The organism is Dyella kyungheensis (assembly GCF_016905005.1).
Lineage (GTDB): Bacteria > Pseudomonadota > Gammaproteobacteria > Xanthomonadales > Rhodanobacteraceae > Dyella > Dyella kyungheensis.
Genome location: NZ_JADIKC010000001.1, coordinates 278,109 through 303,998, shown reverse-complemented (window position 1 = coordinate 303,998; position 25,890 = coordinate 278,109). Strand labels below are relative to the sequence as shown.

Genomic DNA, 25,890 nt, shown 5'->3' with positions numbered 1-25,890 from the left:
TTGTGGGAGCGCGCTTGCGCGCGGCAAACGACGGAGCGGTACACCGCAGCGTGCCAGTCGCGCACAAGTGCGCTCCCACAGGTGGAGTTTGCGGTGTTTGCGCTGTTTACGCCTGCGTCGCCGCGCGTGGCACCACCGGATACGGATACAACTTCACCAGCGGCACCGAAATGCCATCGTCGCCCACGATGCGGCAATGGTTTCGATTGAGCTGTCGCGGTTCGTCCACGCCGCAGCTGTGCGCAATGATGCCCACCTCATGCATCACGTTGGTGGCGTAGTTCGCCACGCGCTCGCGCTTGTCGGCCACTACCAGCCCGCGCTGCAACTTGGGGTTTTGCGTAGTGATGCCGGTGGGACAGGTGTTGCGATTGCACTGCAGCGACTGGATGCAGCCCAGCGCCAACATGAAGCCGCGCGCCGAATTGACGAAGTCCGCGCCCATCGACAGCGCCCACGCCACGTCGTATGCCGTGATGCACTTGCCCGAGCAGATCACCTTCACGCGCTCGCGCAATCCCTTCACCACCAGCAGGTCGACCAGTGCCGGCAAGGCTTCGTGCAACGGCAGGCCCACGCCTTCCATCAAGGTTTGCGGCGCGGCGCCGGTACCGCCTTCCGAACCGTCGACGATGATGAAATCCGGCGCGCTTTCGATGCCGCGCCTGCTCACTTCGTCGCATAGGTCGGCGATCCAGTCCACGCCGCCGAATACCGCCTTGAAGCCCACCGGTTTGCCGGTGAGTTCGCGGATGTGCTGGATCGAATCCATCAGCTCCTGCACGTTGCCGATGTCGAGGTGGCGATTGGGACTCTGCGAATCCTCGCCCACCGGAATGCCGCGGATGGCGGCGATTTCCGGCGTCACCTTGGCCGCCGGCAGCAGGCCGCCCATGCCGGGCTTGGCGCCCTGGCCGAGCTTGATGCTGACCATCTTCACCTGCGGGTGCGCGCAGATATCCAGCAGTTTCTTGTCATCGAGCTTGCCGTCGGGCGTGCGCACGCCGTATTTCGCCGTGCCGATCTCGAAGATGATGTCGCAGCCGCCTTCCAGGTGATACGGCGCCAGTCCGCCCTCGCCCGTGTCCATCCAGATGCCGGCCTTCTTCGCGCCGTGCGACAGCGCGCGTACCGCCGGTGCCGACAATGCACCGAAACTCATCGCCGAGATATTGAAGAACGCGGCGTGCGAATACGGTTCGCGCGAATACGGACCCAGCGTCACCGGCAACGGATCGACATGCTTTTCGCCCAACGCCGGAAACGGCGCATTGACGAAGAACGGCACGCCTTCGCCACGCAGGTCGCGGGTGGAGCCGAACGCATTGGTGTTATCCACGTTCTTCGCCGCGCGGTACACCCAGGTACGCTGCGCGCGGTTGAACGGCAGTTCTTCGCGATCGCTGGAATACAGGTACTGGCGGAAGAATTCGCCCAGGTGCAGGAACCAGTAGCGGAAGTGGCCGATCACCGGGAAGTTGCGCAGCACCGAGTTGCTGGTCTGGTTGCGATCCACCAGCCAGACCACGCCGATCACCACGACCAGCAGCACCAACAGCAGCAGGAACAAGGCCGCGAAGGTTTCAATCATCACGACCAGCCAATGTGCGAAGCCTGTCGGTTGCATCGGTGTCTCCCCAATCTTCAGCGTGTTGCAGGTCATCCATGCGGCGCGCGGGACGATCTCCCGGGCAGCCGCCACTCGATCAACGATACAACCGTTTTCCTTTCACGCCCCGCACTAAGCGACTGCTTACCCTCTCACCGTCATTCCCGCGCAGGCCGGAATCCAGTGACCTCTGTCACGGGTTTTCGCGAGACCTATCCATGGAACGTGGCTGGCTATCGCGATAACTCGGCGTATTCGCTACTGGATTCCGGCCTGCGCCGGAATGACGGTGAGAAGTAGTGGTTATCGAGAGATATTGCACCAGCGCTAAGACGTTACAGCGTGACCCGAATGCTCTTGGCCGCGCGGATGGCCTTGGCCTTCGCCGCCTCCACGCTCTCGTCGCGCGCCAGCGTCACGGCCATGCGGCGACGCCCCTTCACCGTCGGCTTGCCGAAGATGCGCAGCTGCGTGTCGGGCTCCTTCAAGGCGTCGGCGACGTTGTGATACTGCGGCGCCTCGCCATCGCCCTCCACCAGCACCGCGCACGACGCCGACGGGCCGAGCTGGCGAATGACGGGAATCGGCAGGCCGAGGATCGCGCGTGCGTGCAGGGCGAATTCCGAAAGGTCTTGCGAGATCAGCGTCACCAGGCCGGTGTCGTGCGGGCGCGGACTGACTTCCGAGAAGATCACGCTGTCGCCCTTGACGAAGAACTCCACCCCGAACACGCCCCAGCCACCCAGCGCGCCGGTAATCGCGGCTGCTTGCCGCTGGGCTTCCTGCAGCGCGACCTCGCTCATCGGTTGCGGCTGCCAGGATTCGCGATAGTCGCCGTCTTCCTGGCGATGGCCGATCGGCGCGCAGAAGCTGACGCCGTCCTGGTGGCGCACGGTGAGCAAGGTGATTTCGTAGTCGAAATCGACGAAGCCTTCGACGATCACCCGCCCCTTGCCGGCGCGGCCGCCGGACTGCGCGTAATCCCAGGCGTGCTGCAACTCGCCCTCTTCGCGCACCACGCTCTGGCCCTTGCCGGAGGAGCTCATCACCGGCTTGATCACGAACGGCAGGCCGATGTTGGCAACGGCCTCGCGATAGTGGGTTTCGGTGTCGCAGAACCGGTAGCGCGAGGTCGGCAGCTGCAGCTCTTCGGCAGCCAGGCGGCGGATGCCTTCGCGATCCATGGTGAGCCAGGCAGCACGTGCGGTCGGGATGACGCGCAGGCCTTCCTTCTCCAGCTCGATCAGCGTGGGCGTGTGGATCGCCTCGATCTCCGGCACCACCAGATCGGGCTTCTCCTGCTCGATCAGTGCGCGCAATGCGGCGCCATCGAGCATGTCGATCACATGACTGCGATGGGCCACCTGCATGGCCGGCGCGTGGGCATAGCGATCCGCCGCGATCACCTCCACCGCGTAGCGCTGCAACTCGATCGCCACTTCCTTGCCTAGTTCGCCCGATCCCAGCAACAGCACGCGCAACGCGCGATCGGAATAAGGCGTGCCAAAGGGCTTCATCGGTCTCTCCGGAGGGGCAAAGCGCCATTGTAAGCGGCCCTTTGGACAATCGCGCCACGCCACGTCGTCATCACGCAAATTCCATTGACGAACGACATCGACCGGCATTGACTGTAGTCGTCACCGTCCCCACGGAGCGACCGATGCGCCAATGGCTTGCCGCGCTATGGATGGCGCTCGCGCTCAGTCCCGCACCCAGCCTCGTTGCCGGGACGGTGGAGAGCGTATCCAGCGACACCACCTGGATGACGGTGCAGTTGGCGGGGAGGCGCATCGGCCACCTGCGCATCGACCGGGTGAACGACGGCAAGCAGGTCACCACCACCCAGGACCTGCGGATCGAGATCAACCGCAACGGCAAGACCATCCCCATGAGCGTGCTCACCCGCAGCGTCGAGACGCTGGATAGCCAGCCGCTGGGGTTCTATTCGCGCAGCATGCTGTCGACCTCCGACAGCATCGTCGACGGCCGGCGCCAGGCCGACGGCCGCTATGCCGTGACCACCACGGTGGCGGGACGGGCCAGCGAGTCCACCCTGGCATGGCCCGTCGGCGCCTTGCTGAGCGACGGCCAGCGGCAGGCCATGGCCGGCGCGGCCAGCCGCAGCGGCCACTACACGCTGAGCCTGTTCGATCCCGCCAGCCAGGATGTCGCCACGGTGGACATCGAAGTGCTGGGCAACGAGCGCGTGTCGCTGCCGGACGGCAGCGAGGTGTTGAACCACCAGCGCGAAGTGCTGCAGACGCCACGCGGCGTGCAGCGCATGGACCTGTGGGTCAACCAGCGAGGCGAGACGCGCAAGAGCTCGCTGGACATGCTGGGCCACCCATTGGATCTGCTCGCCTGCAGCGAAGCCTGCGCGCTGGCGCCGGTGGAGGCCATCGACATGCTGCGCGCCTCGATGGTCGATTCGCCCCAGGGCCTGTCGGTCTCGATGCGCCAGGGCGGCCTGCGCTACGTCATCCACGTGGCCGACGGCGACTCGCAACCGGTGATCTCGACCGACGAGCAGCGCGTCAGTCGTCTCGGCAACGGCGATTGGCTGGTGGATGTGGGCAACGCCGTGCCCGGCGGTCAGGCGCCACCGACGCCGGCGGACACCCAGGCCAATGCCTGGGTGCAATCGGATGCCCCACCGATTCGAGCGCTGGCGGCGGAGGCCAGCATCAGCGCCGAGGACGACCAGCAGAAGATCCTCCAGCTGCGTGACTTCGTGAGCGGCTACATCCAACCCCATGGCCGCGATATCGGCTACGCCTCGGCGCTTGAAGTGGTGCGCCTGCGCGCCGGCGACTGCAAGGCGCACGCCGTGTTGCTGGCGGCGCTGGCGCGGGCGCAGCACATTCCGGCGCGTGTGGTCACCGGCATGGTCTATGCCGACCGCTACGGTGGCAGCCGGCAGGTGTTCGTCCCGCACGCCTGGGTCCAGGCCTGGGTGCATGGCCGCTGGCAGAGTTTCGATGCGGCGCTGGGCCACTTCGACAGCGCCCATCTCGCCCTGGACAGCGGCGACGGCGACCCGTGGCACTTCGTCAACCTGGCCAACCTGTTCGGCCAGATGCGGATCGCCCATGTCGGCGCGGCGCCTGAGCAGGCGGCGACCGCCATGGGCGGCGCGGTGGCGACCCGGGACTAATCCCCCTCCTTGCAGTAGATATCATTTTGATATCTAATCGCCGCACCCAGGGAGGAACCCCCCATGAACGAACAGCAAGGTTTTTCGACCGCCGGCATCCCCACGGTCTTTTTCGTGATTCTTCTGGCCTTCGTCGGTTTGGCGCTCGAAGGCTACGGGCTGGTGCACCAGGCGCCGGTCGTCGTCGCGCTCGCCCTCGGCATCTTCATGCACGTGGTGGCGGTGTTCATGGCCAAGGGCTTCTTCCAGGTGGCTCCGAACGAAGGCCAGGTGTTGCAGTTGTTCGGCAAGTACCACGGCACCGTGCGCGAGGAAGGCCTGCGCTGGACCAACCCGTTCTGCACCCGCCGCCGCGTCTCGCTGCGCGTGCGCAACTTCGAAAGCAGCAAGCTCAAGGTCAACGACAGCGACGGCAACCCGATCGAAATCGCCGCCGTGGTGGTATGGGAAGTGGTCGACACCGCCGAAGCCGTCTTCTGCGTGGACGACTACGAGAATTTCGTCAGCATCCAGAGCGAGTCGGCGCTGCGCCAGATGGCACAGAACTACCCATACGACTCGCACGACGATGGCAAGCCGGCCCTGCGCAGCCACGGCGAAGTGATCAACAACCACCTGCGCGATGAAATCCAGAACCGCCTGGAAAAAGCCGGCGTACGCGTCATCGAGGCGCGCATCAGCCACCTCGCCTACGCCCAGGAAATCGCCCAGGCCATGCTGCAACGCCAGCAGGCCAGCGCCATCGTGGCAGCGCGCGAGCGCATCGTCGAAGGCGCCGTGGGCATGGTGGCGATGGCGCTGGACAAGCTCAAGCAGCAAGGCGTCGTCGAACTGGACGAGGAGCGCAAGGCCGCCATGGTCAGCAACCTGCTGGTGGTGCTGTGCGGCGACCGCTCCACGCAACCGGTGGTCAATGCCGGCACGCTCTATGGCGGTTGAGAAAAAAGCCTATCCCCTACGCATCAGCGCTGCCGTGCTCGAGGCCATGCAGCGCTGGGCCGACGACGATCTGCGCAGCGTCAATGCGCAGATCGAATTCGTTCTGCGCGAGGCTTTGCGCAAGCAGGGGCGGTTGAAACGCGACACGTCCGAACCGGTACAGGACGACGACGCCGGTTGAGGCGCAAACGCCCCCGCATTGATCTCGCTTCGACGCGACCTGCACGACACCGGGGCTAGCTTCGGCGCTTCACACACCGTGATGTCCCGGAGAACCGCCATGGCCAACAGCCAAACCTATCGCCCGCTCCCCGACGGCCCCGTGTTGTGCGACGCCTGTCTGCGTACGGGCTCGAGCATCGAGATGGAGCCGCACGATTCGCTGCCGGAAGAAGCCGTGGCGTGGTCCGAGAAGCAGGATGCGGAGCTGCAGAGCTACCGCTGCCCGGAATGCGAATCCGTGCAGGTGTTCCGCGTCGACTGAGGCGGACAGTCACTCCCCATCCAACGGGCCGATGACCGCCAACTGGTTTTGCACCGGCTGCAAGCTGCCGCCAGGCAGCGCATCGGTGTTGCTGGCAGGTTGCGGATAGTTGTATTTCCCCAACCAGCGTACCGGTTCGTGCGGACCCGGCACGTAGACCAGCCACTTGCCATAGTTTTGCGTGGCACGGTCTTGCACCATGCCGAAGTGCACCGGTACACGCACCAGCCAGGCACCATCGGCCAGATTGCCCGCGCCCGTGACATCGAAGGTCCAATACTTCGCGACGTTGACGCAAGTCTCCGCAAAGATCCTGCGGATCTGGGCCTGCATGGATGCTTCCGTCACCGTATCGAGGTTCACCTGCTCGGCGGCGACGTCGGTGACCTTGCCGCTGGCGTCCACCCGCATCAGCAGATAGACGTCGCCGGAAATGCGGTTCTGATAAGCGAACAACGGATATCGTGGCGACACCCGCGACTTGTAGCGGATCTGGCCGTCAAGCTTCCGATCGCCGAACGTCGCGCCACGGATCCGACTTCGATAAGCCCCGTCCGGCTCGGTCCGGGCCACGATGCGCAAGGTCATGGTGACGTGTCGGGTATCCGCATCGCCCGATGGATCGGCGGGAAAACGCCACTTCGCCGAGGCGCGATCGATCAGCGAGGCCACCTCGGCCGGCAGCTCCTGGCGGTGATCGATCGCCATGGACGAGAGCGTCCCATCCGGCGCGATGTCGATCGAACCCGTGACCAGCATGCTGGCTTCCGCACGCTCCTGCATCGAAGCAACCGTCTCCGTGCAAAGAGCGGGCGTCGCAACCAGCATGCAAAGCAAACAGACGATTTTGCGCATGGCCTTCCCCTGGATACCCCGCGAGCAATGTGCCCCAGGGAACCCGCCGGCGACAGGGCAAAAGAGGCCAGACCCGTCTTGCGCAAGATCCGGATGGCCGCCAGGCGCGGTAGGCGCGAAGCTGGCACCGTTACTTCAACGGAGCGCTTTCCATGTCCTTCCGCATTTCCGGCCTGCCCGCCGAACCGTTCGCCGAACTGTTCTCCCTGTCCGATGAAGCCCTGGCGGAACGTCGCGCCATGCGCATCGTGGCCGACAGCGACAGCGGCTTTCCCTGCCGCATCAGCCTGACCGATGCCAGGCGCGGCCAGACGCTGCTGCTGGTGAACTACGAGCATCAAACGGCGAACACGCCCTATCGCTCCAATTACGCGATCTATATCCGCGAGGACGAACAGCAATACGACCGCACCAACGAGGTGCCGGAACAGTTTCGCCGTCGCCTGCTCTCGGTTCGCGGTTTCGACGAACGGGGCATCCTGCTCGATGCGGACGTGACCCAGGGCACCGAGCTGGAACCGCTGATCGACCGCTTGTTCGAGAACAAACAGATCGCCTACCTGCATGTGCACAACGCGCGTCCCGGCTGCTACGCCGCCCGCATCGACCGCGCCTGATCAGTCCGTGTCGCGGCTGGCCCGGGCGGCCAGCGCGATGCCCAGTGCGATCCAGCCAACGATGAAGGCCACGCCGCCCAGCGGCGTGATCGCGCCGAACCAGCGTGGCGCCCCCAGCGCCAGCGCGTAAAGGCTGCCGCTGAAGATCACGATGCCGATGGCGAAAGCCGCGAGGGCGACGCGTCGTGCCCGCCCCGCGCCGGCCATCACGGCCAGGACCAGGGCGAGCGCGTGCCAGAAGTGATAGCTCACCGCGGTGTGCCACAACTCGGTCCCGCGCGCATCGAGAACGCCGCGCAAGGCGTGCGCGCCGAAGGCACCGAAAACGACGGCGGTGGCGCCGGTCAGCCCGACCAGCAGGCCGGTCGCCAAGGCAGGTTGTCGCATCTGCGTTGCTCCTCGATTCGCCACGCTCCGGCCGGGCGGCCAGTGTCGTATGCTCACCCGATGATTCCTATCGATTCTCGCATGAAGCTTTGTCGCACCCGCCGCTGGCTGTTGCTGCTGATGCTGGCGCTTGGCACCCTGCTGCTCGCTGGCTGTCATCGCGACGACGGCGTCGAGTGGCAGCTTAATAACGTCAGCGGCCATATGCCCGATCTGGATTTCCAACTTGTCGACGATCACGGCAAGAACGTGACCGCGCAGGACTATCGCGGCAAAGTGGTGCTGCTCTATTTCGGCTACACGCATTGCCCGGATGTGTGCCCGTTGACGCTGGCGCAATTGCACGTGGTGATGCAGCGGCTGGGGCCACTGGCCGACGGTGCGCGCATCCTGTTCGTCAGCGTCGATCCGGCGCGCGATACGCCTGAGGTGATGCATGCCTATGTCAACGCGTTCGATCCGCGCGCCGTGGGCCTGTCGGGACCGGCCCGCGAGATCGAGGCACTGAGCAAGCGCTACCGTTCGGCTTTCACGCGCGAACCCGATCGCGCCGACGGCCAGTATGAAGTGAGCCACAGTTCGGCCATCTATCTGTTCGACGGCAACGGCAAGGCGCGCCTGCTGTCGACGCCAAGCAACACGCAGGACCAGATGGTTCACGACCTGCATCTGCTACTGAGCCTGGGAACCCATTCATGAGCCTGCGTTTCACCCTGCCCCTGCTTGCTGCCGGCCTGCTGCTGACGGCGGGCGTGCACGCCACCGAGGCGCAACATGTTCGCGCCAGCGCGGCGTGGATCCGCGTGCTGCCCGGCGACCTCCCTGCCGGCGCGTACGTCACGCTGGAAAACACCGGCGACCAGGCCGCCAGCCTGCGCGGCGCGCACAGCCCGAACTACGCCGACGCCATGCTGCACCAGAGCAGCAGCGCGGGTGGCGTCAGTCGCATGTCGATGGTGAACGAGCTCGCCATTCCCGCGCACGGCAAGGTGGAACTCTCGCCCGGCGGTTATCACCTGATGCTGATGAAGGCCACTTCGCCGGTGAAGATCGGCGACAAGGTCAAGGTGACGCTGAGCTTCGGCGACGGCAGCACGCTGGATGCGGATTTCGTTGCGCGGCCGGCGAACGCGACCGGCGCCGAGCAGTAACTCAAAGCACCCTTGTGGGAGCGCACTTGTGCGCGACTGTCACCTTCATGCCGCCTCGCAGTCGCGCACAAGTGCGCTCCCACAAAAGAAATTCAGCGGGCTGAAGTAGCAGCCGACCTTCTCGTCGGCCACGGCTTGCGCCGGATGCGCCCGCTGCGCGAAAGCCGGAGCCACTGGCGCATCGCCAGCAGCGCGCCGATGGACTCGATCAGTGCCGCCGGTACCCACATGATCACACCGCCCACCAGCTGTGCCGTCAGCACGTTGAAGGTGAAGGCGCGGCCGCAGATTTCGAAGATCGGGTAGAGATCGGTCTTGGAGAACGTGACGATGGCGCCGGCCAGGATCTGCGGCGTCATGGTGATGCCGGGCGACAACACGCGGATGCCCGGCGTCATGCGGCCCGGCGGACGCGGGCGATGGTCGAGCACCAGCCACCAGTAGGTGAAGCCGCTGGCCAGCATCGACCAGTTCATGAAGCGGTAGATGCGCCAATCCAGCATCGCCAGCGTCTGCATGGACGGGATCAGCCAGATCAGGATGAACGCCACGAACAGCACCGTAGCCACGGCGGGGTTGCACCACACCGCGCTGGCCATGCGCCAAGGCATCGAACGGCGCACCGGGCGCAGCGCGCGCAGCCGCCAGCCGAACGGCAAGCCCTTGTGCAACACGGTGCCGGGATAGGAGGCGATGATCAGCAGCGGCGCCAGATGGTGCAGCACGATCTGCTGGATGCGGTGCATGAAGAACTCATGCTCGAAGAAATAATCCAGGTAGGTGTGCAGCGACACGTAGATCATCGCCATGCCGAGCCAGAACGACAGGCGGCGTCCGAAGCTCACCTGCAGGCGACGGCAACCGCGCACATACAGCACGCTGCAGGCGATGAAGCCCAGCAGGAAAACCCAGGAGAACTCCCAGGGCACGATCCACTTGAGCACGCTTGCGATCATCGAACGTACCCGGACCGAATCACTGGCGACTGCCCATCATACGCGCGAGCGACGCGGCATCGACGGCGCGCGCCTGCGACACATCAGCGCCGGCCATCGCGCTCATGCCTGCCGCCTGCTGCGGCGAGAGCGGCGCCAGCCATAGAGCAGGCCGATCAGGGTCACCAGCAACGGAATCAGCACGATATTGATGAACTTCAGGCGCAGGCCGAGCGCGTCGATCTCCGCGTTGAACTGGTGCTGCACGTCGCGCAATTCCTTGTTGATCGCCAGCTGGCGCTGCAGGAACTGCTCGATCTCCGCTCGCTGCTCCGGCGTGGCCGTATCGCCGCGACCCGTCCCCTTGGAGGGCTGCAATTCGCTCAGGCGCGAGCGCGTCACCGCCAGTTCGCGCTGCAGCTCCTGCATCTTGGCCTGGAACTTCTGGTCGGCGGCGCTGCGCAGCGCGGCAACGCGCGTGAAAGGACGCTGCGAACTCACCCGGCCATGGATGGAAAGCAACGCCGAGGAACCGCTGAGGTTGTCGGCGATGTTGGTGATCAGGTCGCCGTTGTTGGCGATCGCGCTCAATTGCGGCTGGCCCAGCAGGCTCTGCGCATAGGACACCCACAGCCGGTCGCTCAACAGGTCGGTATCGGCCACCAGGATCACTTCCGCGGTGCCCGCGACACCTGCGAGGTGGCCCGCTTCGTTGGAGCGCTCGGGGAAGGCGGTGGGAAACTGGCCGCGCACGCGGGCGGCGATCACGTAATGCAGGTTGTCGGGCTTGTAGTTGTCGAGCAGCCCGGCCGGATTGTTGATCGATTCGCGCACGCGCTGGCTGGACACCACTTCGGCATCGGTGGTCGACTGCATCAACGGCGTCAGGCGCGAAGTGGTGCCCGGCGCTAGGTCGAAATAGCCCACGCTGGAGACGTTGATGCGCTGCAGGCTCGCCGTGGTCACGTCGTCGTGGTTGAGCTCCTGGGTGCCCAGGCCCAGCATCGCCGGATGGCTCATCGAACTGTTGTCGGCCAGCTCGATGCGCAGGGCGCGCGACCGGTCGAGCACGACTTTCTGCGGGTCGTACTGCACGCCCCACGCGGCGAACAGGCGCGACAGATCCGAGTTGTGATCGTCGGTGACGCCGCTGCTGTCGATGAACGGCGTGTTGTCCATCTCGGCGACGGGATCGACGAACACCACCAGGTGCCCGCCGTGCAGCACGTACTGGTCGATCGCGTAGAGCGCATCGGCCGGCAGGTGCTTGGGATGAATCACCAGCAGCGCCTTCAGGTCGCTGTCGATGTGCTTGAGCTTGGCCCCATCCAGCGACTTCACGTCGAACTGCTGGGCCAGCTGGCGCATGACCGTCCAGGGTTCTTCGCCGATCACCGGGTTGCCCTGCACTGGCAGGCTGCTGATCACACCGATCAGCGGCTTGGACGGCTGGTCCAGTTCGTAGAGCAGCTTGGCGATGTCGTACTCGAGGAAGGTCTCGCGCGACGGATCGAACAACGGGATCGCCTGCACCTTCTTGGGCAGATGATCCTCGCCATCGCCGTCCGCATCGGGATTGGCCGGCAGCGTGCTGCCGACCAGGCCGAAGAACACGCGCTCGCCGTTGGTGCCGCCATTGATCGGCGACAAACCGTAACCCTCGGCGCTGGTCTCGTCGTCGGAATACGGCACCGGGTCGACGATCTGCAGGCGCAGGTGGCCATGCGAGCGGGCCACCATTTCCTGCAGCATCTCGGCCACGCGCTGTTCGTAGCTGCGCAGTTGCGGCAGGTCGCGCGTGGCATGGCTGGAGAAATAAAGCGTCAGGCGCAGCGGCGCATGCAATCCGTCCACGATGTGCAGCGTGCCCGGCGTGAGCGTGTAGAGCTGGTCGGAGGTGAGGTCCACGCGGCCCATGCGCCAGCGGCTGCTGGCCAGCACGAACACCACGAACAGCATGCCCAGCAGCACCAGGGCCGCCGACAGCACGGCGCGACGACTGAAATGGATGCGCTTGTTGCTCATGGCGTGCGCTTCAGGTCGAGCGTCAGCACGCCGGCAGTGAGCCACGCGGCCATGCTCGCCACGAAGTACAGCAGGTCGCGCAGGTCGAGCACGCCGCGCGAGATGGCTTCGAAGTGACGCACCATGCTCAGGTGCGCCAGGCCGTTCACCAGCTTGCGCGGCAACGCACCCTGGAAGAATTCCATCACCTGCGGCTGCCCCACCAGGATCAGCAGGAAGCACACCACCAGCGTCAGCACGAAAGCCACCACCTGGCTCTGCGTCACCGCCGACAGGCACGCGCCGATGGCCAGGAACGCGCCCGCCATCAACCAGCTGCCGATGTAGCCGGCGAGGATCACGCCGTTGTCCGGCGAGCCGAGGTAGTTCACGGTGATCCAGATCGGCAAGGTCAGCACCAGCGCCAGGCCGATGAAAATCCACGCCGCGAAGAACTTGCCGAGCATCGCCTGCGCCAGCGTCAACGGCAGGCTCATCAGCAACTCCAGCGTGCCGCCCTTGGCTTCCTCCGCCCACATGCGCATCGACACCGCAGGCACCAGCACCAGGTAAAGCCACGGATGCATGACGAAGAACGGTTGCAGGTCGGCCTGGTTGCGTTCGTAGAAATCGCCCGCGTAGAACGTGAGGATGCCCGACAGCACCAGGAAGATGACCAGGAACACGTACGCCACCGGCGTCACGAAATAACTGCGCAGCTCGCGGCGCGTCACCGCGGCGATCGGACTCATGCCCTGCTCTCCGCGCCGGTGGTGATCTGGCGGAACACTTCGTCGAGTCGTCCGCGCTCCAGTTGGATCTCCGACACTTCCAGGCCCTGCTGGCGCAGCAGCGTCTCCACCGGTTCGAGGATGCGTTCGCCCGGCCGCGGGAACACCGTGATGCGACCGTCCATCGGATCGACTTCGATCGACGCGACCTGCGGCAGGCGCCCGAGCATTTCCTGCGAGACGCCGCTGCCCGGCGCGCTGAACGACACCGCGCCGTGATAGCGCGAGCGCGATTCGAGTTCGGCCGGCGTGGCGTCCACCATCAGCCGCCCGTTGGCGATGATCACCACGCGGTTGCACAGCGCGTGCACTTCTTCGAGCAGATGCGTGGAGATGAGGATGGTGCGATCGCGCGCCATCTGGTCGATCAACTGGCGCACCGTGTGTTTCTGGTTCGGATCGAGACCGTCGGTGGGCTCGTCGAGCATCAGCACCTGCGGGTTGTGCACGATGGCCTGGGCCAGGCCCACGCGACGCTTGAGGCCCTTGGACAAGGTGTCGATGCACTGGTCGAGCACGCCCTCGAGCTGCAGCCCGCCGACCACGCGTTCGAAGCGGCGATAGCCTTCCTCGCGCTGCAGGCCGCGCATGCGCATCACGAAGGTGAGGAATTCGCGCACGGTCAGTTCGCCGTAGCTCGGCGCGCCTTCGGGCAGATAGCCCAGCGCACGCTTGGCCTTCAACGGCTCCTTGCGCACGTCGTAGCCGCATACCCGCGCCGTGCCCGAGCTCGGCTCAAGGAAGCCGGCGATCATGCGCATGGCGGTGGTCTTGCCGGCCCCGTTGGGACCCAGCAGGCCCAGCACCTGGCCCGGCTCGGCGCGGAAACTCAGCGAGTCCACCGCGGTGAGGGCGCCGTAGCGTCGAGTGAGCAGTTCGGTTTCGATCATGTCCTGGGCAGTCAGTGGCGCGCAATGCTGCGCGCGTGTCGCGGCTGCGATGTCGACCCGCACTGTAACCGAAAAGTTCGCCGGAACCGCTTGAAGCGAGGCCTGAAAATGAAAAGGCCCTTCGCGAGGAAGGGCCTTTTCGATGCTTGCCGCTGGCGACTTACTTGCCGGCGCTGGCAGCGCTGGCCGGAGCCGCGGCGGTGCCGGACGAGGCCGGTGCCTGCTCGCTGCTGCTGTCGTCGAGCGTCGGCGGCTTGATGCCCGCAGCCTGTTCCGGCGTCTGGTCCGGAGCCCAGCTCAGCGGCAGGTACACGTCGAACTCGGCGTACTGGGTGACTTCGTCGCCCTGCTTCACTTCCGGCTTGGCTTCGATGTCGTAGAAACGGCCGACCACTTCGTCGAACTTGTAGCCGTGGGTCTGCGCATAGGCCTTCATCAGGTCGCGGGTCTGCGGCACGCCGGCGGCGGTACCGTTCCACACGGCCTTGAGGGCCGGGCCACCGAAGGCAAGGAAGGCGCGCACGTCGTTGTCGACGATCAGGCGACCGAAGCGATCGTGGCCACCCGGCGTGGTGTCGCCGGTCGTGCTGGCGGCATCGGCGCTGGTGCTGGCCGCAGCGGCCGTCAGATCGGGAGCCTTGGCTGCCGCCAGTTCAACGTTCTGGCCGCCTACGTTCAGGCTGGTCGCGCTGATCGGCATGGCCACGTCGAACGAGTAGTTCTGATCGCCGTAGTTGGTCGTGTAGATGATGCGCGGACCGGTGGTGGTCACGCCCAGCTTCTTGGCAGCGGCCTGGATCTGGCCAATGGCCTTGTCGGTCGCGTCGTTGAGGGCCTCGAGGCCACCCTTGCGCTCGATCGAGGTCGACACCATCAGCACCGGCGTGGGCTGGGTCTGCTCGATGTACGGAATGAGCTTGGTATAGTCCACGTTCTGGACCGACGCCACCACGTTCTGCAGGTTGTTCAGGCTGAACTGGATGAAGGCATCCGGGTCGCCGTGAATGTAAAGATTGGAGTAGCGGTTGATCAGGTTGAAGCCGTAGTCGACGTCATACGACCAGGTCACCTTGGTCAGCTGGCCGCGGCTGCCGTTGCGCTCGAGGTCGAGCGTGAAGTGCTTGTCGTTGCCGCGCCAGTCGTTGTCGACGTTCCACACGATGGTGGCTTTGCGGGCGGTCGAGTCGATCTTGTCGAAGCTCGGCTCGGCGGAGGCGATGGTGAACTTGCCGTTGCCGACCTTGCCGTCGTCGCTGGCCCAGCTGATTTCAGCGCCGGGGCCGTAAGCCTTGCCCGAGAAGTCGAACTTGATGTTGCGGTCGTACTCGCGCTGCACGGAGTATTCCGGGAAGCGACGGAAGTTGTTGAGCACGTCGTAGACCTGACGCATGTCCTTGCCGACGACCAGCGACCGTTCGACATGGCCGCTGCCAGGCATCACCACGCCCACTACCACCGCCACGACGGCGACGATGATCAGGGCAACAATAAACTCAAGAACACGCATCATTCCAGGATTCTCCGCACGTCTCATCTGGTACACGGCACAAAGGCAGTCGCCGGAGACCGGCCCGCCACGGGAGATTCCCGAAGAATCACGGCATGAACGGGGGGTCGGCCAGCGCCGAATTGCCCGATACTACTTGCTCCGGCGTCCAGCCGTAAAGACTGCCTGACGCGTGCCTTCCAGACGCCTGCGAATGGCGTCCGGCAAGGCCCCGCAAGGTTTTAGCCTGTTTACCGGCGCTTAGACGATGCCAAGCTCCAGCGCCTTCAGCACGGCGCGCGTGCGGTCGCGCACGCCCAGCTTGGAGAGAATGTTGGAAACGTGGTTCTTCACCGTTCCCTCCGCCACCTTCAGCGAGTTGGCGATCTCCTTGTTGCTGTAGCCGCCCGACAGCAGGCGGAGGATCTCCGTCTCGCGCTCGGTCAGGGGATCGGGCTGTTCCAGGCTGGTGAACTGGTTCTGCATGCGGCCCAAGCCGGCCAGCAGGCGCTGGGTCACCATCGGTGCCACCAGCGAGCCGCCAGCGGCCACGGTGCGAACCGCCTCCACCAGTTGCTCCAGCGAGACGTCCTTGAGCAGGTAGCCGCGGGCGCCGGCCTTCAAGCCCTGCAGCACCAGCTGATCGTCATCGAAGGTGGTGAGGATGATGGTGGGCGGCAATTCGTTGCGGGCGGACAGTGCCTGCAGCACTTCCAGGCCGCTCATGTTGGGCATGCGCAGGTCCAGCAGCACCACATCGGGCTTGATCCGTGGAATGTCCTGCACGGCCTGGGCGCCATCGGCGCATTCGGCCACCACGCGGATGTCCTCCGCCAGGTCCAGCAGTGAACGGACACCCTGGCGAACCAGGTTCTGGTCGTCGACGAGACAGACGGAAATCATCGCGGATCCTCGAAACGTAGGTGGCCGGCGTGCGATGCCCGCGGCCAACGGAGAGAACGATGCTGCTTTCCAAGCAACACATTTTTACACGACAACCGGGCAAGGCTACAGCATGCCCAGGGCCGGGGGCTCGAACCGTGACGGCGTATGGGCGAGTTGCGCTACCTCGCCCAGCGGCAGCCGCACGGTCAACGCAAAACCTTGCAGGAGCGCCGCGTCCACCGTCACGCTGCCCTCGAATTCGACCAGCCGCTCGCGCATGCCGGACAAGCCGTTGCCCGGCCGGAAGTTGGTCGCGCCACGGCCATCGTCGCGGGCGTACAGCTCCAGCAGGTTGGCATTGACGTAGTCGAAGCGCAGCCACAGGTTGCGGGCGCCGGCATGGCGAGCGGTATTGGTGATGATTTCCTGCGCACAGCGCAACAGCACCTGGGCTCGGCGCGGGTCCTCCACGCTGAACCGGGGCGGCGTTTCCATGTGCACGTTCAGGCCGGGCACGCCCTCGGTGAGGCTGCGCAGGGCCACGGTGAGGTCGATCGCGTCGTCCTGGCGCAACTCGCTGACCACTTCGCGCACATCCGACAGCAGATGCTTGGCGGTGACCTGGGCCTTGTGCACGTGCTCGGCCGCCTGGGCATTGACCAGATGGCTGGCCACTTCCAGGTTGAGGCTGAGCGCGGTCAGGTGATGGCCCACCAGGTCGTGCAGGTCGCGGGCGATGCGCATGCGCTCGGCAATGCGGGTGGATTCGGCCAGCAGGGCGCGGGTGGCGCGCAGCTCGGAATTCAGGCGCCGCTGCACCTCGCGCTCCTCGGCCTGCAGGCTGGCGATCATCGAGGTGAAGAAGACCAGCGCCGAAATGCCCAGGTACATGCACACCTGCAGGAACGCGGTGACCACCGTCCAGCCGGCAAAGCTGGCGAAGATGGGCATCAGCATCAGGTTCTGCAGCAGCATCCAGACCAGCCCGGCACCCACCGGCAGCTGCCAGGGCAGGACCACCGCGATCACCAGCATCAGCATCGCCGACAGGCCGCTCTGGCTGAACCAGCCCATCGCCACCGCCGAACCGGTAAGCACCACCAGCCCGAACAGCTTGACCACCGAGGGATAGCTGGTCTGGCGCGCCATGCCCGAGCGCCGCGTCAGCAGCAGATAGGTCACCCCATAGATGAGGTAGGAAAGCAGCCAGCCGGTGATGTTCGGGTTGCTCCACCAGGCGCTGACCTCGGCGAGCCCCCCGGGACCGGACAGCAACGGCAACGCCACGCACAGGTACGTGAACAGACCAGCGTACCGGAGCAGCCGGATGTGATTAATGTTTGACCAGGCCATGCCTGCATCATTCGCTACCTGCAGGCGTGGTGCAATGCGCGAGAAGTCATTAGCCTCCCCCTGCCAGAAGGCATGACTGAGGGCGCTTTACAAAGGTTTTACATGGTGCGCCGTGTTATGTGCGGCCGCCGGGCACATGCCATAATGCCGATGTCACGCGAGGCCGAACCAACGGTCTTACCCTCGAATCAAACCAAGCGGAGCAACGAATGGCCCTTGCCATCCGCGACGTGCGTGAGCACGACCTGGATGCCGTACTGGCGCTCAACAACGCCGCCGGCCGCACCATCCTCGCCCTGGACTCGGCACAGCTGCGCTACTTCTTCGACCATGCGGACTATTTCCGGGTGGCCGAGATCGATGGCCAACTCGCCGGGTTTCTCATCGCGCTCCGCGAAGGTCGCGATTACGACAGTCCGAACTATCACTGGTTCTCCCAGCACTACCCGCAGTTTGCCTATATCGATCGCATCGTCATCGCCAACGCCTATCGCCGTCATGGCCTGGGTCGCATCTTCTATTGCGACGTGACCAGCTATGCGGAAGTGCGCGTGCCGCTGCTGACCTGCGAGGTTTTCCTGGAGCCGCGCGACGACGTGGTGGTGCTGTTCCACGGCACCTACGGTTTCCAGGAAGTGGGCCAGCAACGCATGGGCAGCGACGGTCCGCAGGTGAGCCTGCTGGCCAAGGACCTGCCCAGCTACGCCTTTGTGCGAGAGACCTATCTGGACCACGACGGCCTTCCCGATGTGCCGTGGCTGGCCGAACGCCAGCATTCGTCCCCTCCTCCCGATACCACCCAGCGCCGCCTCGCGGGAGAGCAGCGCCCGTGAATGCAAAGATGGATCAACAAGACGCCTGTGACCTGCGCTTCGGCCAGGTCGGCATAGCCAACGTGCGCATCAAGCGCGTGGATGCGGCCGCGCTGTGCGAAGAGCTGGAACGCCGCGTCCGTGCCGCCCCCCAATTGTTCTCACGCGCCGCCGTGGTGCTGGATCTCAGCCATCTGCTGAAGCTGCCGGACGACGGCACGGTCGACGCCCTGCTCGAAGCCATCCGCAGTGCCGGCATGCTGCCGGTGGGGCTGGCCTACGGCACCAGCGAAGTCGATGCGCTGGCGCAGCGCATGGGCCTGCCGTTGATCGCCAAGTTCCGCGCCGCCTACGAACCAGCCGACGGCGGCAGCATCGCGCCGCCGGCGCCGTCCGCCGCTGCCGCGGAACCGCCGCGCCGCGCGGAACCGGTGCGACAGGAAGCAGAACCCGCCGCTCCGGTGTCCACGCTCGGCGCGCAGCACTACGAAGGCACCGTGCGTTCGGGCCAGCAGGTGTATGCGCGCGATCGCGACCTGGTCGTCACCGGCGCCATCGCCAACGCCGCCGAAGTGATTGCCGACGGCAGCATCCATGTCTACGGCGCCGTGCGCGGCCGCGCGATGGCCGGCGCACAGGGTGATGAGAAAGCGCGCATATACATTTCAGACTTCCGCGCGGAGTTGGTGGCCATCGCCGGGCACTACCGCGTGTTTGAACAAATTCCAAAGGACCTCGAAGGCCAGTCTGTGCGATGCTGGCTCGAAGGGGAAAAATTGCTGATCGCCAAGCTGTGACGATCAGTCATTACAACTACAAAGAACCATGCGGAGATGAGCCTTGACTGCTGAGATTATCGTTGTCACCTCGGGCAAGGGTGGCGTGGGCAAGACCACGACCAGTGCCTCGCTTGCCACGGGCCTCGCCATGGCCGGCAAGAAAGTCGCGGTGATCGATTTCGACGTCGGCCTGCGCAACCTCGACCTCATCATGGGCTGCGAGCGGCGCGTGGTGTACGACTTCGTCAACGTCGTGCACGGCGAAGCCACGCTCAAGCAGGCGCTGATCAAGGACAAGCGCTACGAGACCCTCTACGTGCTGGCGGCCAGCCAGACGCGCGACAAGGACGCGCTGACCCAGGAAGGCGTCGAGAAGGTGCTCGAGGACCTGGGCAAGGAAGGCTTCGATTTCGTCGTCTGTGATTCGCCTGCCGGCATCGAAAAGGGTGCGCACCTGGCGATGTATTTCGCCGACCACGCCGTGGTGGTGGTGAACCCGGAAGTGTCCTCGGTGCGCGACTCGGACCGCATCCTGGGCCTGCTCGCCAGCAAGACCCGCCGCGCCGAACGCGGCGACGGCGCGATCAAGCAGCACCTGCTGCTGACGCGCTACAACCCGGCCCGCGTGGCGGTGGGCGAAATGCTCAGCGTGAAGGACGTCGAGGAAATCCTCGGCATCAACGTGGTGGGCGTGATTCCCGAATCGGAAAACGTACTGGCGGCATCCAACGCCGGCGTGCCGGTGATCCTGGACGACAACTCGTTCGCGGGTCAGGCGTACAGCGACACCGTTGCCCGCATCCTTGGTGAAGAACGTGCCCTGCGCTTCCTCGAAGTGCCGAAGAAGGGCTTCTTCCAGCGCGTATTCGGAGGCTGATCGGCATGGGTATTCTTGATTTCCTGAAGCGCAAGCCGGAACCCACCGCTGGACTCGCCAAGGAGCGTCTTCGCATCATCGTGGCTCAGGAGCGCTCGACCCGTGGCGCTCCCGACTACCTGCCGTTGCTGCGCAACGAGCTGCTCGAAGTGATCAAGAAATACGTCCACGTCGACCTCGAAGCCATCAACATCAATGTCGAGCGCGACAGCGGACACGAGATCCTCGAGCTCTCCGTGGCGCTGCCCGAGAACACGCCAGCCAAAACCGTGTGATCGACGTGGCGCGGATCTTCCGCGCCACGCATTGCACCGCCTTCGCCGCTGCGATCCGGCGGCGACTTTCATCCGATGCCTGTTGCCCTTCCCTCCTCCACTGACGAAGCAAGCGTGATGCGCGTGGCCGAGATCGGCTTCGAAGCGCCGGCGACGCTGCTTGCCCGTTACGGACTCGCGCTCGAACGGGTGGCGCCCGGCACAGCCATTCCGGGCAGTTTCTGGGGCGACGAGGAAGCCGGCATCATCGGCACCACGGTGTATGCACGCGACGACACGCCGGTGCATTCGCTGCTGCACGAGGCCGGCCATCTGATCGTGCTGCCGCCCGAGCGGCGCAGCCAGGTGCATACCGATGCCACCGATTCCATCGCCGAGGAAGACGCCACCTGCTATCTGCAGATCGTGCTGGCCGACGAGTTGCCCGGCGTCGGCCGCGCGCGCCTGATGGCCGACATGGACGCCTGGGGCTACACCTTCCGGCTCGGCTCCGCCCAGGCATGGTTTGGCGAAGACGCCGCCAATGCCAGGCTTTGGCTGGTGGAACACGGTCTGCTGGACGCTCAGGGAAGACCGGTTTTCAGCTGACCGCGACCGCTTCGGGGCAAGCAAAACCTTGCTTAGAGCCTGTTCATGATCTCCGCGTGGCCCGCGCCGGGATCTGTTTGCGCGCAGGACAAGGAAGAGGGAAGGAGTGTACGTCCGTACACGACTGAGTGATGACGCCGGCCTGTGGGCAAACAGACCCGGCCCGGCGGGTTGTTCTTGAGTGGCCGCCAGGCGGTAGCGCGCGGCTTGACCTGCCCACCAGGCAGGCGCAGCGCCACGCACTACCGCCTGGCGGCCACTCAAGAACAACGCGGGCTACGCGGAGATCATGAACAGGCTCTAATCTCACGTCGACACAACACCCGCTGGCGCAGTGTGATATCGCCAAACGGGAGACCGTGCGTGACACCCTGGCTCAAGACAGCGGTCAGCGTTCTGTGCGCCGCGATGCTGGCCACCAGCGCAGCCGGTGATGTCACCGGTGGCTCGCCGCGTCCCGACAGCTTCGTGGCACACATCGAACTCACCGGCGCCATCGGACCGGCCGCCGCCGAATACGTCGATGCCTCCTTGCAACGCGCCGCACGCGATGGCGCCCGCGCCGTCGTGCTGCAGATGGATACGCCGGGAGGCCTGTCCGATTCGATGCGGCAGATCATCGCCAGCATCCTCGCTTCCCCTCAGCCGGTGATCGGCTACGTCGCGCCCAGCGGTGCACGTGCGGCCTCGGCCGGCACCTACATCCTCTACGCCTGCCACATTGCGGCGATGGCGCCTGCCACCCATCTGGGTGCGGCCACGCCGGTGGCGCTCGGTGGCGGCAGCCCCCTGCCCTCGCCGGCCGCATCGGCACCGGGCAACGCGAAAACCGATGCCGAATCCAACAAGGCGATCAACGATGCGGTCGCATCGATCCGTTCGCTGGCGCAGCTCAATGGCCGCAATGCGGAGTGGGCCGCGCAGTCGGTGCAAGGCGCGGCAACACTCACCGCCGACGAAGCCCTGCAGAAGCACGTGGTGGATCTGGTCGCCGCGGATCTCACCGCGCTGCTCTTGAGCGTGGAGGGACGGCGCGTGCACGTTGGCGGCAAAGACGTAGTGCTGCATCTGTCCCAGCTGCCCGTGCGCAATTACGCGCCCAACTGGCGCACCCATCTGCTGAGCCTGATCACCCATCCCACCATCGCCTACCTGCTGCTGCTCGCCGGCATCTACGGACTGGTGCTGGAAGCGTTCCATCCCGGCGTGCTGGTGCCCGGTATCGCCGGTGCCATCTGCCTGCTGGTCGGCCTGTACGCACTGCAGCTGTTGCCGGTGAACTATGCAGGCCTCGCCTTGATGCTGCTGGGCGTGGGGCTGGTGCTGGCCGAAGCCATGATGCCGTCGGTCGGTGCCATCGGCCTGGGCGGCGTGGTGGCGTTCGTGATCGGCTCGATCATGCTGTTCGATGCCGACGTGCCGGGGTACGAAGTGAATGTGGGGGTGATTGCCGGCATCGCCCTGGGCGGCGTGGCGGTGTTGATGGTCTTGCTGCGCCTGGTGGCGCGCACGCGCCGCGTGCGGACGTTCAACGGCGACGAACAGATGTTGCACAGCACCGGCGAACTGATCCAGCCGCTCGATGCAGCCGGCGACGGCTGGGCGCGCATCGGCGGCGAGCAATGGCGCGTGCATGGCGATGCCAGCCTGCCGGCCGGCTCACGTATCCGCGTGGTGGGACGCGACGGCCTGCTGCTGCGCATCACCCGCGCCTGACTTCAGCAAAGGAGAAACACATGATTGGCTTCGTCGGCGTGATCGTGATCTGGGTGATCGCCCTATTGTTCCTGTCGATCAAGGTGCTGCCGGAATACCAGCGCGGCGTGGTGCTCACGCTCGGCCGCTACACCGGCACCAAAGGACCGGGCCTGGTGCTGCTGGTGCCGATCGTGCAGCGCATGATGCGGGTGGATTTGCGCGTGACCGTGATGGACGTGCCGCCGCAAGACGTGATCTCGCGCGACAACGTCTCCGTGCGCGTCAACGCGGTGGTCTACTTCCGCGTGGTGGAACCAGACAAGGCGATGCTGCAGGTGGCCGATTTCTACCAGGCCACCAGCCAGCTGGCGCAGACGCGCCTGCGCTCGGTGCTCGGCCAGCACGAACTGGACGATATTCTTTCGCAACGCGATTCGATCAATCACAGCCTGCAGCAGATCCTGGACGAAGCGACCGATCCCTGGGGCATCAAGGTCAGCAACGTCGAAATCAAGGATGTCGACCTCAACGAAACCATGGTGCGCGCGATCGCCCGCCAAGCCGAAGCCGAACGCGAGCGCCGCGCCAAGGTGATCCATGCGGAAGGCGAACTGCAGGCCGCGGAAAAATTGCGCGATGCCGCCGCCGTGCTCGCGCAGCAACCGCAGGCGTTGCAGCTGCGCTACATGCAGACCATGTCGGACATGTCCAACAGCGGCAAGGCGTCGACCATCGTGTTCCCGCTGCCGCTGGACCTGTTGAAGCCGCTGCTGGGACCAAGCGGCTGAGCGCCTGGGTTCGTCTGTGGGAGCGCACCCTGTGCGCGACTGGCCTGGCCTCGGGGCAAGGTTGAGTCGCGCACAGGGTGCGCTCCTACGGGGGTGAGGACGCGTGTGTCTGTACAATGAGCGGCCATTCGCCAGCCGCGCCGCCATGTCCAGCACGCCCACCCATGTCAGCGTCGCCATCATCGGCGGCGGCCCCGCCGGCCTGATGGCGGCCGAGGCCGCGCATGCGGCCGGGGTATCGGTGGATGTGTTCGATGCCAAGGGCTCGGTAGGACGCAAGTTCCTCATCGCCGGCAAGGGCGGCATGAACCTCACCCACGGCGAAGCGAAGCCCGATTTCGTGCAGCGTTACGGCACACGTTCGCGCGAAGTGGGCGAATGGCTGGACGATTTCGACGCAGAGGACTTGCGCGCCTGGGCCCGTGGCCTGGGCGTGGAAACCTTCGTCGGCACCTCGGGACGCGTGTTTCCCAGCGACCTGAAAGCCGCGCCGTTGTTGCGTGGCTGGGTGCGCCGCCTGCGCGAAAGCGGCGTGCGCTTCCATGTGCATCACCGCTGGCTGGGCTGGACCGACGATGGCGCGCTGCGCTTCGCCACGCCCGAGGGCGAGCAGGCAGTTCGCGCCGATGCGGTGGTGCTCGCGATGGGCGGCGGCAGCTGGCCGGAGCTGGGTTCGGACGGTGCATGGCAGGCGCCCTTGCGCGAGCGCGGCGTCGATGTATCGCCGCTGGTGCCGTCCAACTGCGGTTTCGACATCGGCTGGAGCGAACACATCGCCGGCCGTTTTGCCGGCGCGCCGCTGAAGCCCGTGACGATCCACCTGCGCGACCAGCACGGCCACGAGCACGCACGCCAAGGCGAATGCGTGATCACTGCCGGCGGCATCGAAGGCAGCTTGATCTACGCGTATTCCGCGCTGATCCGCGATGCCATCGCCGCGCACGGGCCGCTCACCATCGAACTCGATCTCTCGCCCGACCGCACGCTCGAACGCCTGCGCGCCGATCTTGCCAAGCCGCGGGGCAAACATTCCATGAGCGACCACCTGCGTCGCCAGACCGGCCTCACCGGGGTGAAGGCCGCGCTGCTGCACGAAGTGCTCGACCGCGAGCAGTTCCACGACACGGACAGTCTGGCGCGCACCATCAAGCGCCTGCCGCTGCGGCTCGCCCATGCGCGTCCCATCGAGGAAGCGATCAGCAGCGGCGGCGGCGTGCGGCTGGAGGCGCTGAACCCGGCGCTGATGCTCGACGCCTGCCCCGGCGTGTTCTGCGCCGGCGAAATGCTCGACTGGGAGGCCCCCACCGGCGGCTACCTGCTTACTGCCTGCTTCGCCAGCGGACGCCGCGCCGGGCTCGGCGCCGCCGACTGGATCAAGCATTTGCCGCCGGCGGCCGATAACTGAGCAGAGCGTCGCAAGGCAGATCCGTGGCGCTACATATTTCCCGCCGGCGGCCGATACACCGAGCGTAGCGGGTGCCACACGAGGGAGCTGGCAGCACGATGATGGGGAACTGGTGGCGAGTATTCGGACGTGAGCGCGCGGCGGAACCCATGGCGGCGCGCCCCTCCGTGCCCGAACCGGAACACTCCGACGCGCCCGTGCCGCACGACACGGTGTCGGGCGACGAACTCGCCGAGCGCTTCGTCCGCTTCATCCTCAACCAACCGGTGGACGCGGGCGATGCGCCCGACAAGCAGCGCGAACAGGCCATTCTCCAGCGCCTGAAGGATCAGTGCGAAAACGGCCGCTTCGACGTGCGCAGCCTGCCGCGCATGCCCACCGTGCTGCCGCAGCTGATGCGCGCAATGAAGAACGACAAGCTCAGCGGCGCCCAGCTGGCCGACCTGATCAAGCGCGATCCCGTACTGGTGGGCGAAGTGATGCGCGTCACCGGCAGCGTCACCTACCGCACCGCCCATCCGATCGGCAGCCTGCAGCACGCGGTGGTGCTGCTCGGCCAGATCGGCCTGCGCCACGTGGTGACCTCGTACGTGATGAAGCCCATCCTGATGGCCAGCGCCGGCGCCAACGGACAGATCGTGGGCCAGCGACTGTGGGACCACGCCGAACGTTGCGCGCATGCCGCGGTGTACCTGAGCAAGGGACAGTGCGACGCGTTCGAGGCGTACCTGGTGGCCCTGGTCGGCTACAGCGGCCTCGGTGCGGTGGCGCGCCTGCTCGATCGCGAGTTGCAGAACACCGAGCTGCCCGCCAGTTCCACCGCCTTCATCGACAGCTGCGTGCAGCTCGCCGCGCAGCTCACCGTGCAGGCGGGCCAGCACTGGGAGCTGCCGCCGCCCGTGCAGGACGCGCTGGTGGAGCACCTGGAGCACGGCCATGCCGCGCTGATGCTGCCGATGAGCCGCGTGCTCTACGTATCGCAGCGGCTGGCGATGAACCAGCTGCTGGCCGAGCAGGGCATGCTCGATCTGGACTCCGGTTACAGCGAGGATCCGGTCGCCACCTTCCCGCCGCAACTGCTGGCACGTTGCCAGCAGGACCTGCGCCGGAGTTTCGCCGCGACCTGAT

At 65.6% G+C, this 25,890-nt stretch carries 27 protein-coding genes; 16 read left to right on the top strand and 11 right to left on the bottom strand.

Features of this window, described 5'->3' with window-relative positions:
• Positions 1 to 106 precede the first annotated feature (106 nt).
• Both ISP20_RS01500 and purT read right to left on the bottom strand, forming a co-directional pair.
• Complete coding sequence (locus tag ISP20_RS01500) at positions 107 to 1,627, bottom strand: FMN-binding glutamate synthase family protein (protein WP_204634284.1); 1,521 nt, start codon at positions 1,625 to 1,627, stop codon at positions 107 to 109.
• Between the two features lie 317 nt (positions 1,628 to 1,944).
• A complete protein-coding gene (gene purT / locus ISP20_RS01495) occupies positions 1,945 to 3,126 on the bottom strand; it encodes a formate-dependent phosphoribosylglycinamide formyltransferase (RefSeq protein ID WP_204634283.1) in 1,182 nt (393 codons plus the stop codon).
• Between the two features lie 143 nt (positions 3,127 to 3,269).
• Between purT and ISP20_RS01490 the strand changes: the two genes are divergently transcribed.
• From ISP20_RS01490 to ISP20_RS01475, 4 genes are all read left to right on the top strand, one after another.
• A complete protein-coding gene (locus ISP20_RS01490) occupies positions 3,270 to 4,763 on the top strand; it encodes a transglutaminase-like domain-containing protein (protein WP_204634282.1) in 1,494 nt (497 codons plus the stop codon).
• Between the two features lie 63 nt (positions 4,764 to 4,826).
• Entirely contained in the window at positions 4,827 to 5,702 is an 876-nt protein-coding gene (locus tag ISP20_RS01485) for an SPFH domain-containing protein (protein WP_204634281.1), read from the top strand.
• Positions 5,692 to 5,883, top strand: coding sequence for a type II toxin-antitoxin system antitoxin (locus tag ISP20_RS01480; RefSeq protein WP_204634280.1), 192 nt, complete (start codon positions 5,692 to 5,694; stop codon positions 5,881 to 5,883). Before ISP20_RS01485 ends, ISP20_RS01480 begins: the two co-directional genes overlap by 11 nt.
• A gap of 99 nt (positions 5,884 to 5,982) precedes the next feature.
• The gene (locus ISP20_RS01475) at positions 5,983 to 6,186 is read left to right on the top strand and encodes a hypothetical protein (RefSeq protein WP_204634279.1); all 204 of its coding nucleotides are present in this window, start codon (positions 5,983 to 5,985) and stop codon (positions 6,184 to 6,186) included.
• A gap of 9 nt (positions 6,187 to 6,195) precedes the next feature.
• On the opposite strand, the gene ISP20_RS01470 is transcribed toward ISP20_RS01475, so the two are convergent.
• Complete coding sequence (locus tag ISP20_RS01470; protein ID WP_204634278.1) at positions 6,196 to 6,969, bottom strand: energy transducer TonB; 774 nt, start codon at positions 6,967 to 6,969, stop codon at positions 6,196 to 6,198.
• A 224-nt stretch (positions 6,970 to 7,193) separates the two neighbouring features.
• Between ISP20_RS01470 and ISP20_RS01465 the strand changes: the two genes are divergently transcribed.
• A complete protein-coding gene (locus ISP20_RS01465; protein ID WP_204634277.1) occupies positions 7,194 to 7,658 on the top strand; it encodes a DUF1203 domain-containing protein in 465 nt (154 codons plus the stop codon).
• On the opposite strand, the gene ISP20_RS01460 is transcribed toward ISP20_RS01465, so the two are convergent.
• The gene (locus tag ISP20_RS01460) at positions 7,659 to 8,045 is read right to left on the bottom strand and encodes a DUF423 domain-containing protein (protein ID WP_204634276.1); all 387 of its coding nucleotides are present in this window, start codon (positions 8,043 to 8,045) and stop codon (positions 7,659 to 7,661) included.
• 81 nt (positions 8,046 to 8,126) lie between these two features.
• On the opposite strand from ISP20_RS01460, the gene ISP20_RS01455 reads away from it, so the two are divergent.
• Both ISP20_RS01455 and ISP20_RS01450 read left to right on the top strand, forming a co-directional pair.
• Entirely contained in the window at positions 8,127 to 8,744 is a 618-nt protein-coding gene (locus tag ISP20_RS01455; RefSeq protein ID WP_204634275.1) for an SCO family protein, read from the top strand.
• Complete coding sequence (locus ISP20_RS01450) at positions 8,741 to 9,196, top strand: copper chaperone PCu(A)C (protein WP_204634274.1); 456 nt, start codon at positions 8,741 to 8,743, stop codon at positions 9,194 to 9,196. The genes ISP20_RS01455 and ISP20_RS01450 overlap by 4 nt, the downstream gene beginning before the upstream one ends.
• Positions 9,197 to 9,288: 92 nt before the next feature.
• On the opposite strand, the gene ISP20_RS01445 is transcribed toward ISP20_RS01450, so the two are convergent.
• The 7 genes from ISP20_RS01445 to ISP20_RS01415 all read right to left on the bottom strand — a co-directional run bounded on the left by ISP20_RS01445 (position 9,289) and on the right by ISP20_RS01415 (position 17,540).
• Positions 9,289 to 10,152 (bottom strand): cytochrome c oxidase assembly protein, encoded by an 864-nt coding sequence (locus ISP20_RS01445; protein WP_204634273.1) that lies wholly within the window; start codon positions 10,150 to 10,152, stop codon positions 9,289 to 9,291.
• A 102-nt stretch (positions 10,153 to 10,254) separates the two neighbouring features.
• Positions 10,255 to 12,156 (bottom strand): GldG family protein, encoded by a 1,902-nt coding sequence (locus ISP20_RS01440; protein WP_204634272.1) that lies wholly within the window; start codon positions 12,154 to 12,156, stop codon positions 10,255 to 10,257.
• The gene (locus ISP20_RS01435) at positions 12,153 to 12,887 is read right to left on the bottom strand and encodes an ABC transporter permease subunit (protein ID WP_204634271.1); all 735 of its coding nucleotides are present in this window, start codon (positions 12,885 to 12,887) and stop codon (positions 12,153 to 12,155) included. The genes ISP20_RS01440 and ISP20_RS01435 overlap by 4 nt, the downstream gene beginning before the upstream one ends.
• Entirely contained in the window at positions 12,884 to 13,816 is a 933-nt protein-coding gene (locus ISP20_RS01430) for an ABC transporter ATP-binding protein (RefSeq protein ID WP_204634270.1), read from the bottom strand. The genes ISP20_RS01435 and ISP20_RS01430 overlap by 4 nt, the downstream gene beginning before the upstream one ends.
• A gap of 160 nt (positions 13,817 to 13,976) precedes the next feature.
• Positions 13,977 to 15,326, bottom strand: a complete 1,350-nt coding sequence (locus ISP20_RS01425; protein ID WP_204634269.1) for an SRPBCC family protein — start codon at positions 15,324 to 15,326, stop codon at positions 13,977 to 13,979.
• 237 nt (positions 15,327 to 15,563) lie between these two features.
• Positions 15,564 to 16,205, bottom strand: a complete 642-nt coding sequence (locus tag ISP20_RS01420) for a response regulator (RefSeq protein ID WP_204634268.1) — start codon at positions 16,203 to 16,205, stop codon at positions 15,564 to 15,566.
• A 105-nt stretch (positions 16,206 to 16,310) separates the two neighbouring features.
• Positions 16,311 to 17,540: a sensor histidine kinase gene (locus ISP20_RS01415; RefSeq protein ID WP_204634267.1), complete on the bottom strand. Its 1,230-nt coding sequence runs from the start codon at positions 17,538 to 17,540 to the stop codon at positions 16,311 to 16,313.
• Between the two features lie 209 nt (positions 17,541 to 17,749).
• On the opposite strand from ISP20_RS01415, the gene ISP20_RS01410 reads away from it, so the two are divergent.
• The 9 genes from ISP20_RS01410 to ISP20_RS01370 all read left to right on the top strand — a co-directional run bounded on the left by ISP20_RS01410 (position 17,750) and on the right by ISP20_RS01370 (position 25,889).
• On the top strand, positions 17,750 to 18,373 hold the full coding sequence (locus tag ISP20_RS01410) for a GNAT family N-acetyltransferase (protein ID WP_204634266.1): 624 nt from the start codon (positions 17,750 to 17,752) through the stop codon (positions 18,371 to 18,373).
• Positions 18,374 to 18,381: 8 nt separating this feature from the next.
• Complete coding sequence (gene minC, locus ISP20_RS01405; protein WP_239535158.1) at positions 18,382 to 19,149, top strand: septum site-determining protein MinC; 768 nt, start codon at positions 18,382 to 18,384, stop codon at positions 19,147 to 19,149.
• A gap of 43 nt (positions 19,150 to 19,192) precedes the next feature.
• Positions 19,193 to 20,008: a septum site-determining protein MinD gene (gene minD / locus ISP20_RS01400; protein WP_204634264.1), complete on the top strand. Its 816-nt coding sequence runs from the start codon at positions 19,193 to 19,195 to the stop codon at positions 20,006 to 20,008.
• A gap of 5 nt (positions 20,009 to 20,013) precedes the next feature.
• Positions 20,014 to 20,283 (top strand): cell division topological specificity factor MinE, encoded by a 270-nt coding sequence (minE, locus tag ISP20_RS01395; RefSeq protein WP_204634263.1) that lies wholly within the window; start codon positions 20,014 to 20,016, stop codon positions 20,281 to 20,283.
• A 75-nt stretch (positions 20,284 to 20,358) separates the two neighbouring features.
• Positions 20,359 to 20,871 carry a hypothetical protein gene (locus tag ISP20_RS01390; protein WP_204634262.1) on the top strand — a complete coding sequence of 171 codons (513 nt, stop codon included), beginning with the start codon at positions 20,359 to 20,361 and terminating at the stop codon, positions 20,869 to 20,871.
• 363 nt (positions 20,872 to 21,234) lie between these two features.
• Positions 21,235 to 22,587, top strand: coding sequence for an NfeD family protein (locus tag ISP20_RS01385; RefSeq protein WP_338030952.1), 1,353 nt, complete (start codon positions 21,235 to 21,237; stop codon positions 22,585 to 22,587).
• Between the two features lie 20 nt (positions 22,588 to 22,607).
• Entirely contained in the window at positions 22,608 to 23,357 is a 750-nt protein-coding gene (locus tag ISP20_RS01380; protein WP_204634261.1) for a slipin family protein, read from the top strand.
• 145 nt (positions 23,358 to 23,502) lie between these two features.
• Complete coding sequence (locus ISP20_RS01375) at positions 23,503 to 24,762, top strand: TIGR03862 family flavoprotein (RefSeq protein ID WP_204634602.1); 1,260 nt, start codon at positions 23,503 to 23,505, stop codon at positions 24,760 to 24,762.
• 149 nt (positions 24,763 to 24,911) lie between these two features.
• Positions 24,912 to 25,889: an HDOD domain-containing protein gene (locus ISP20_RS01370; RefSeq protein WP_239535156.1), complete on the top strand. Its 978-nt coding sequence runs from the start codon at positions 24,912 to 24,914 to the stop codon at positions 25,887 to 25,889.
• The last annotated feature ends 1 nt before the right edge of the window (position 25,890 follow it).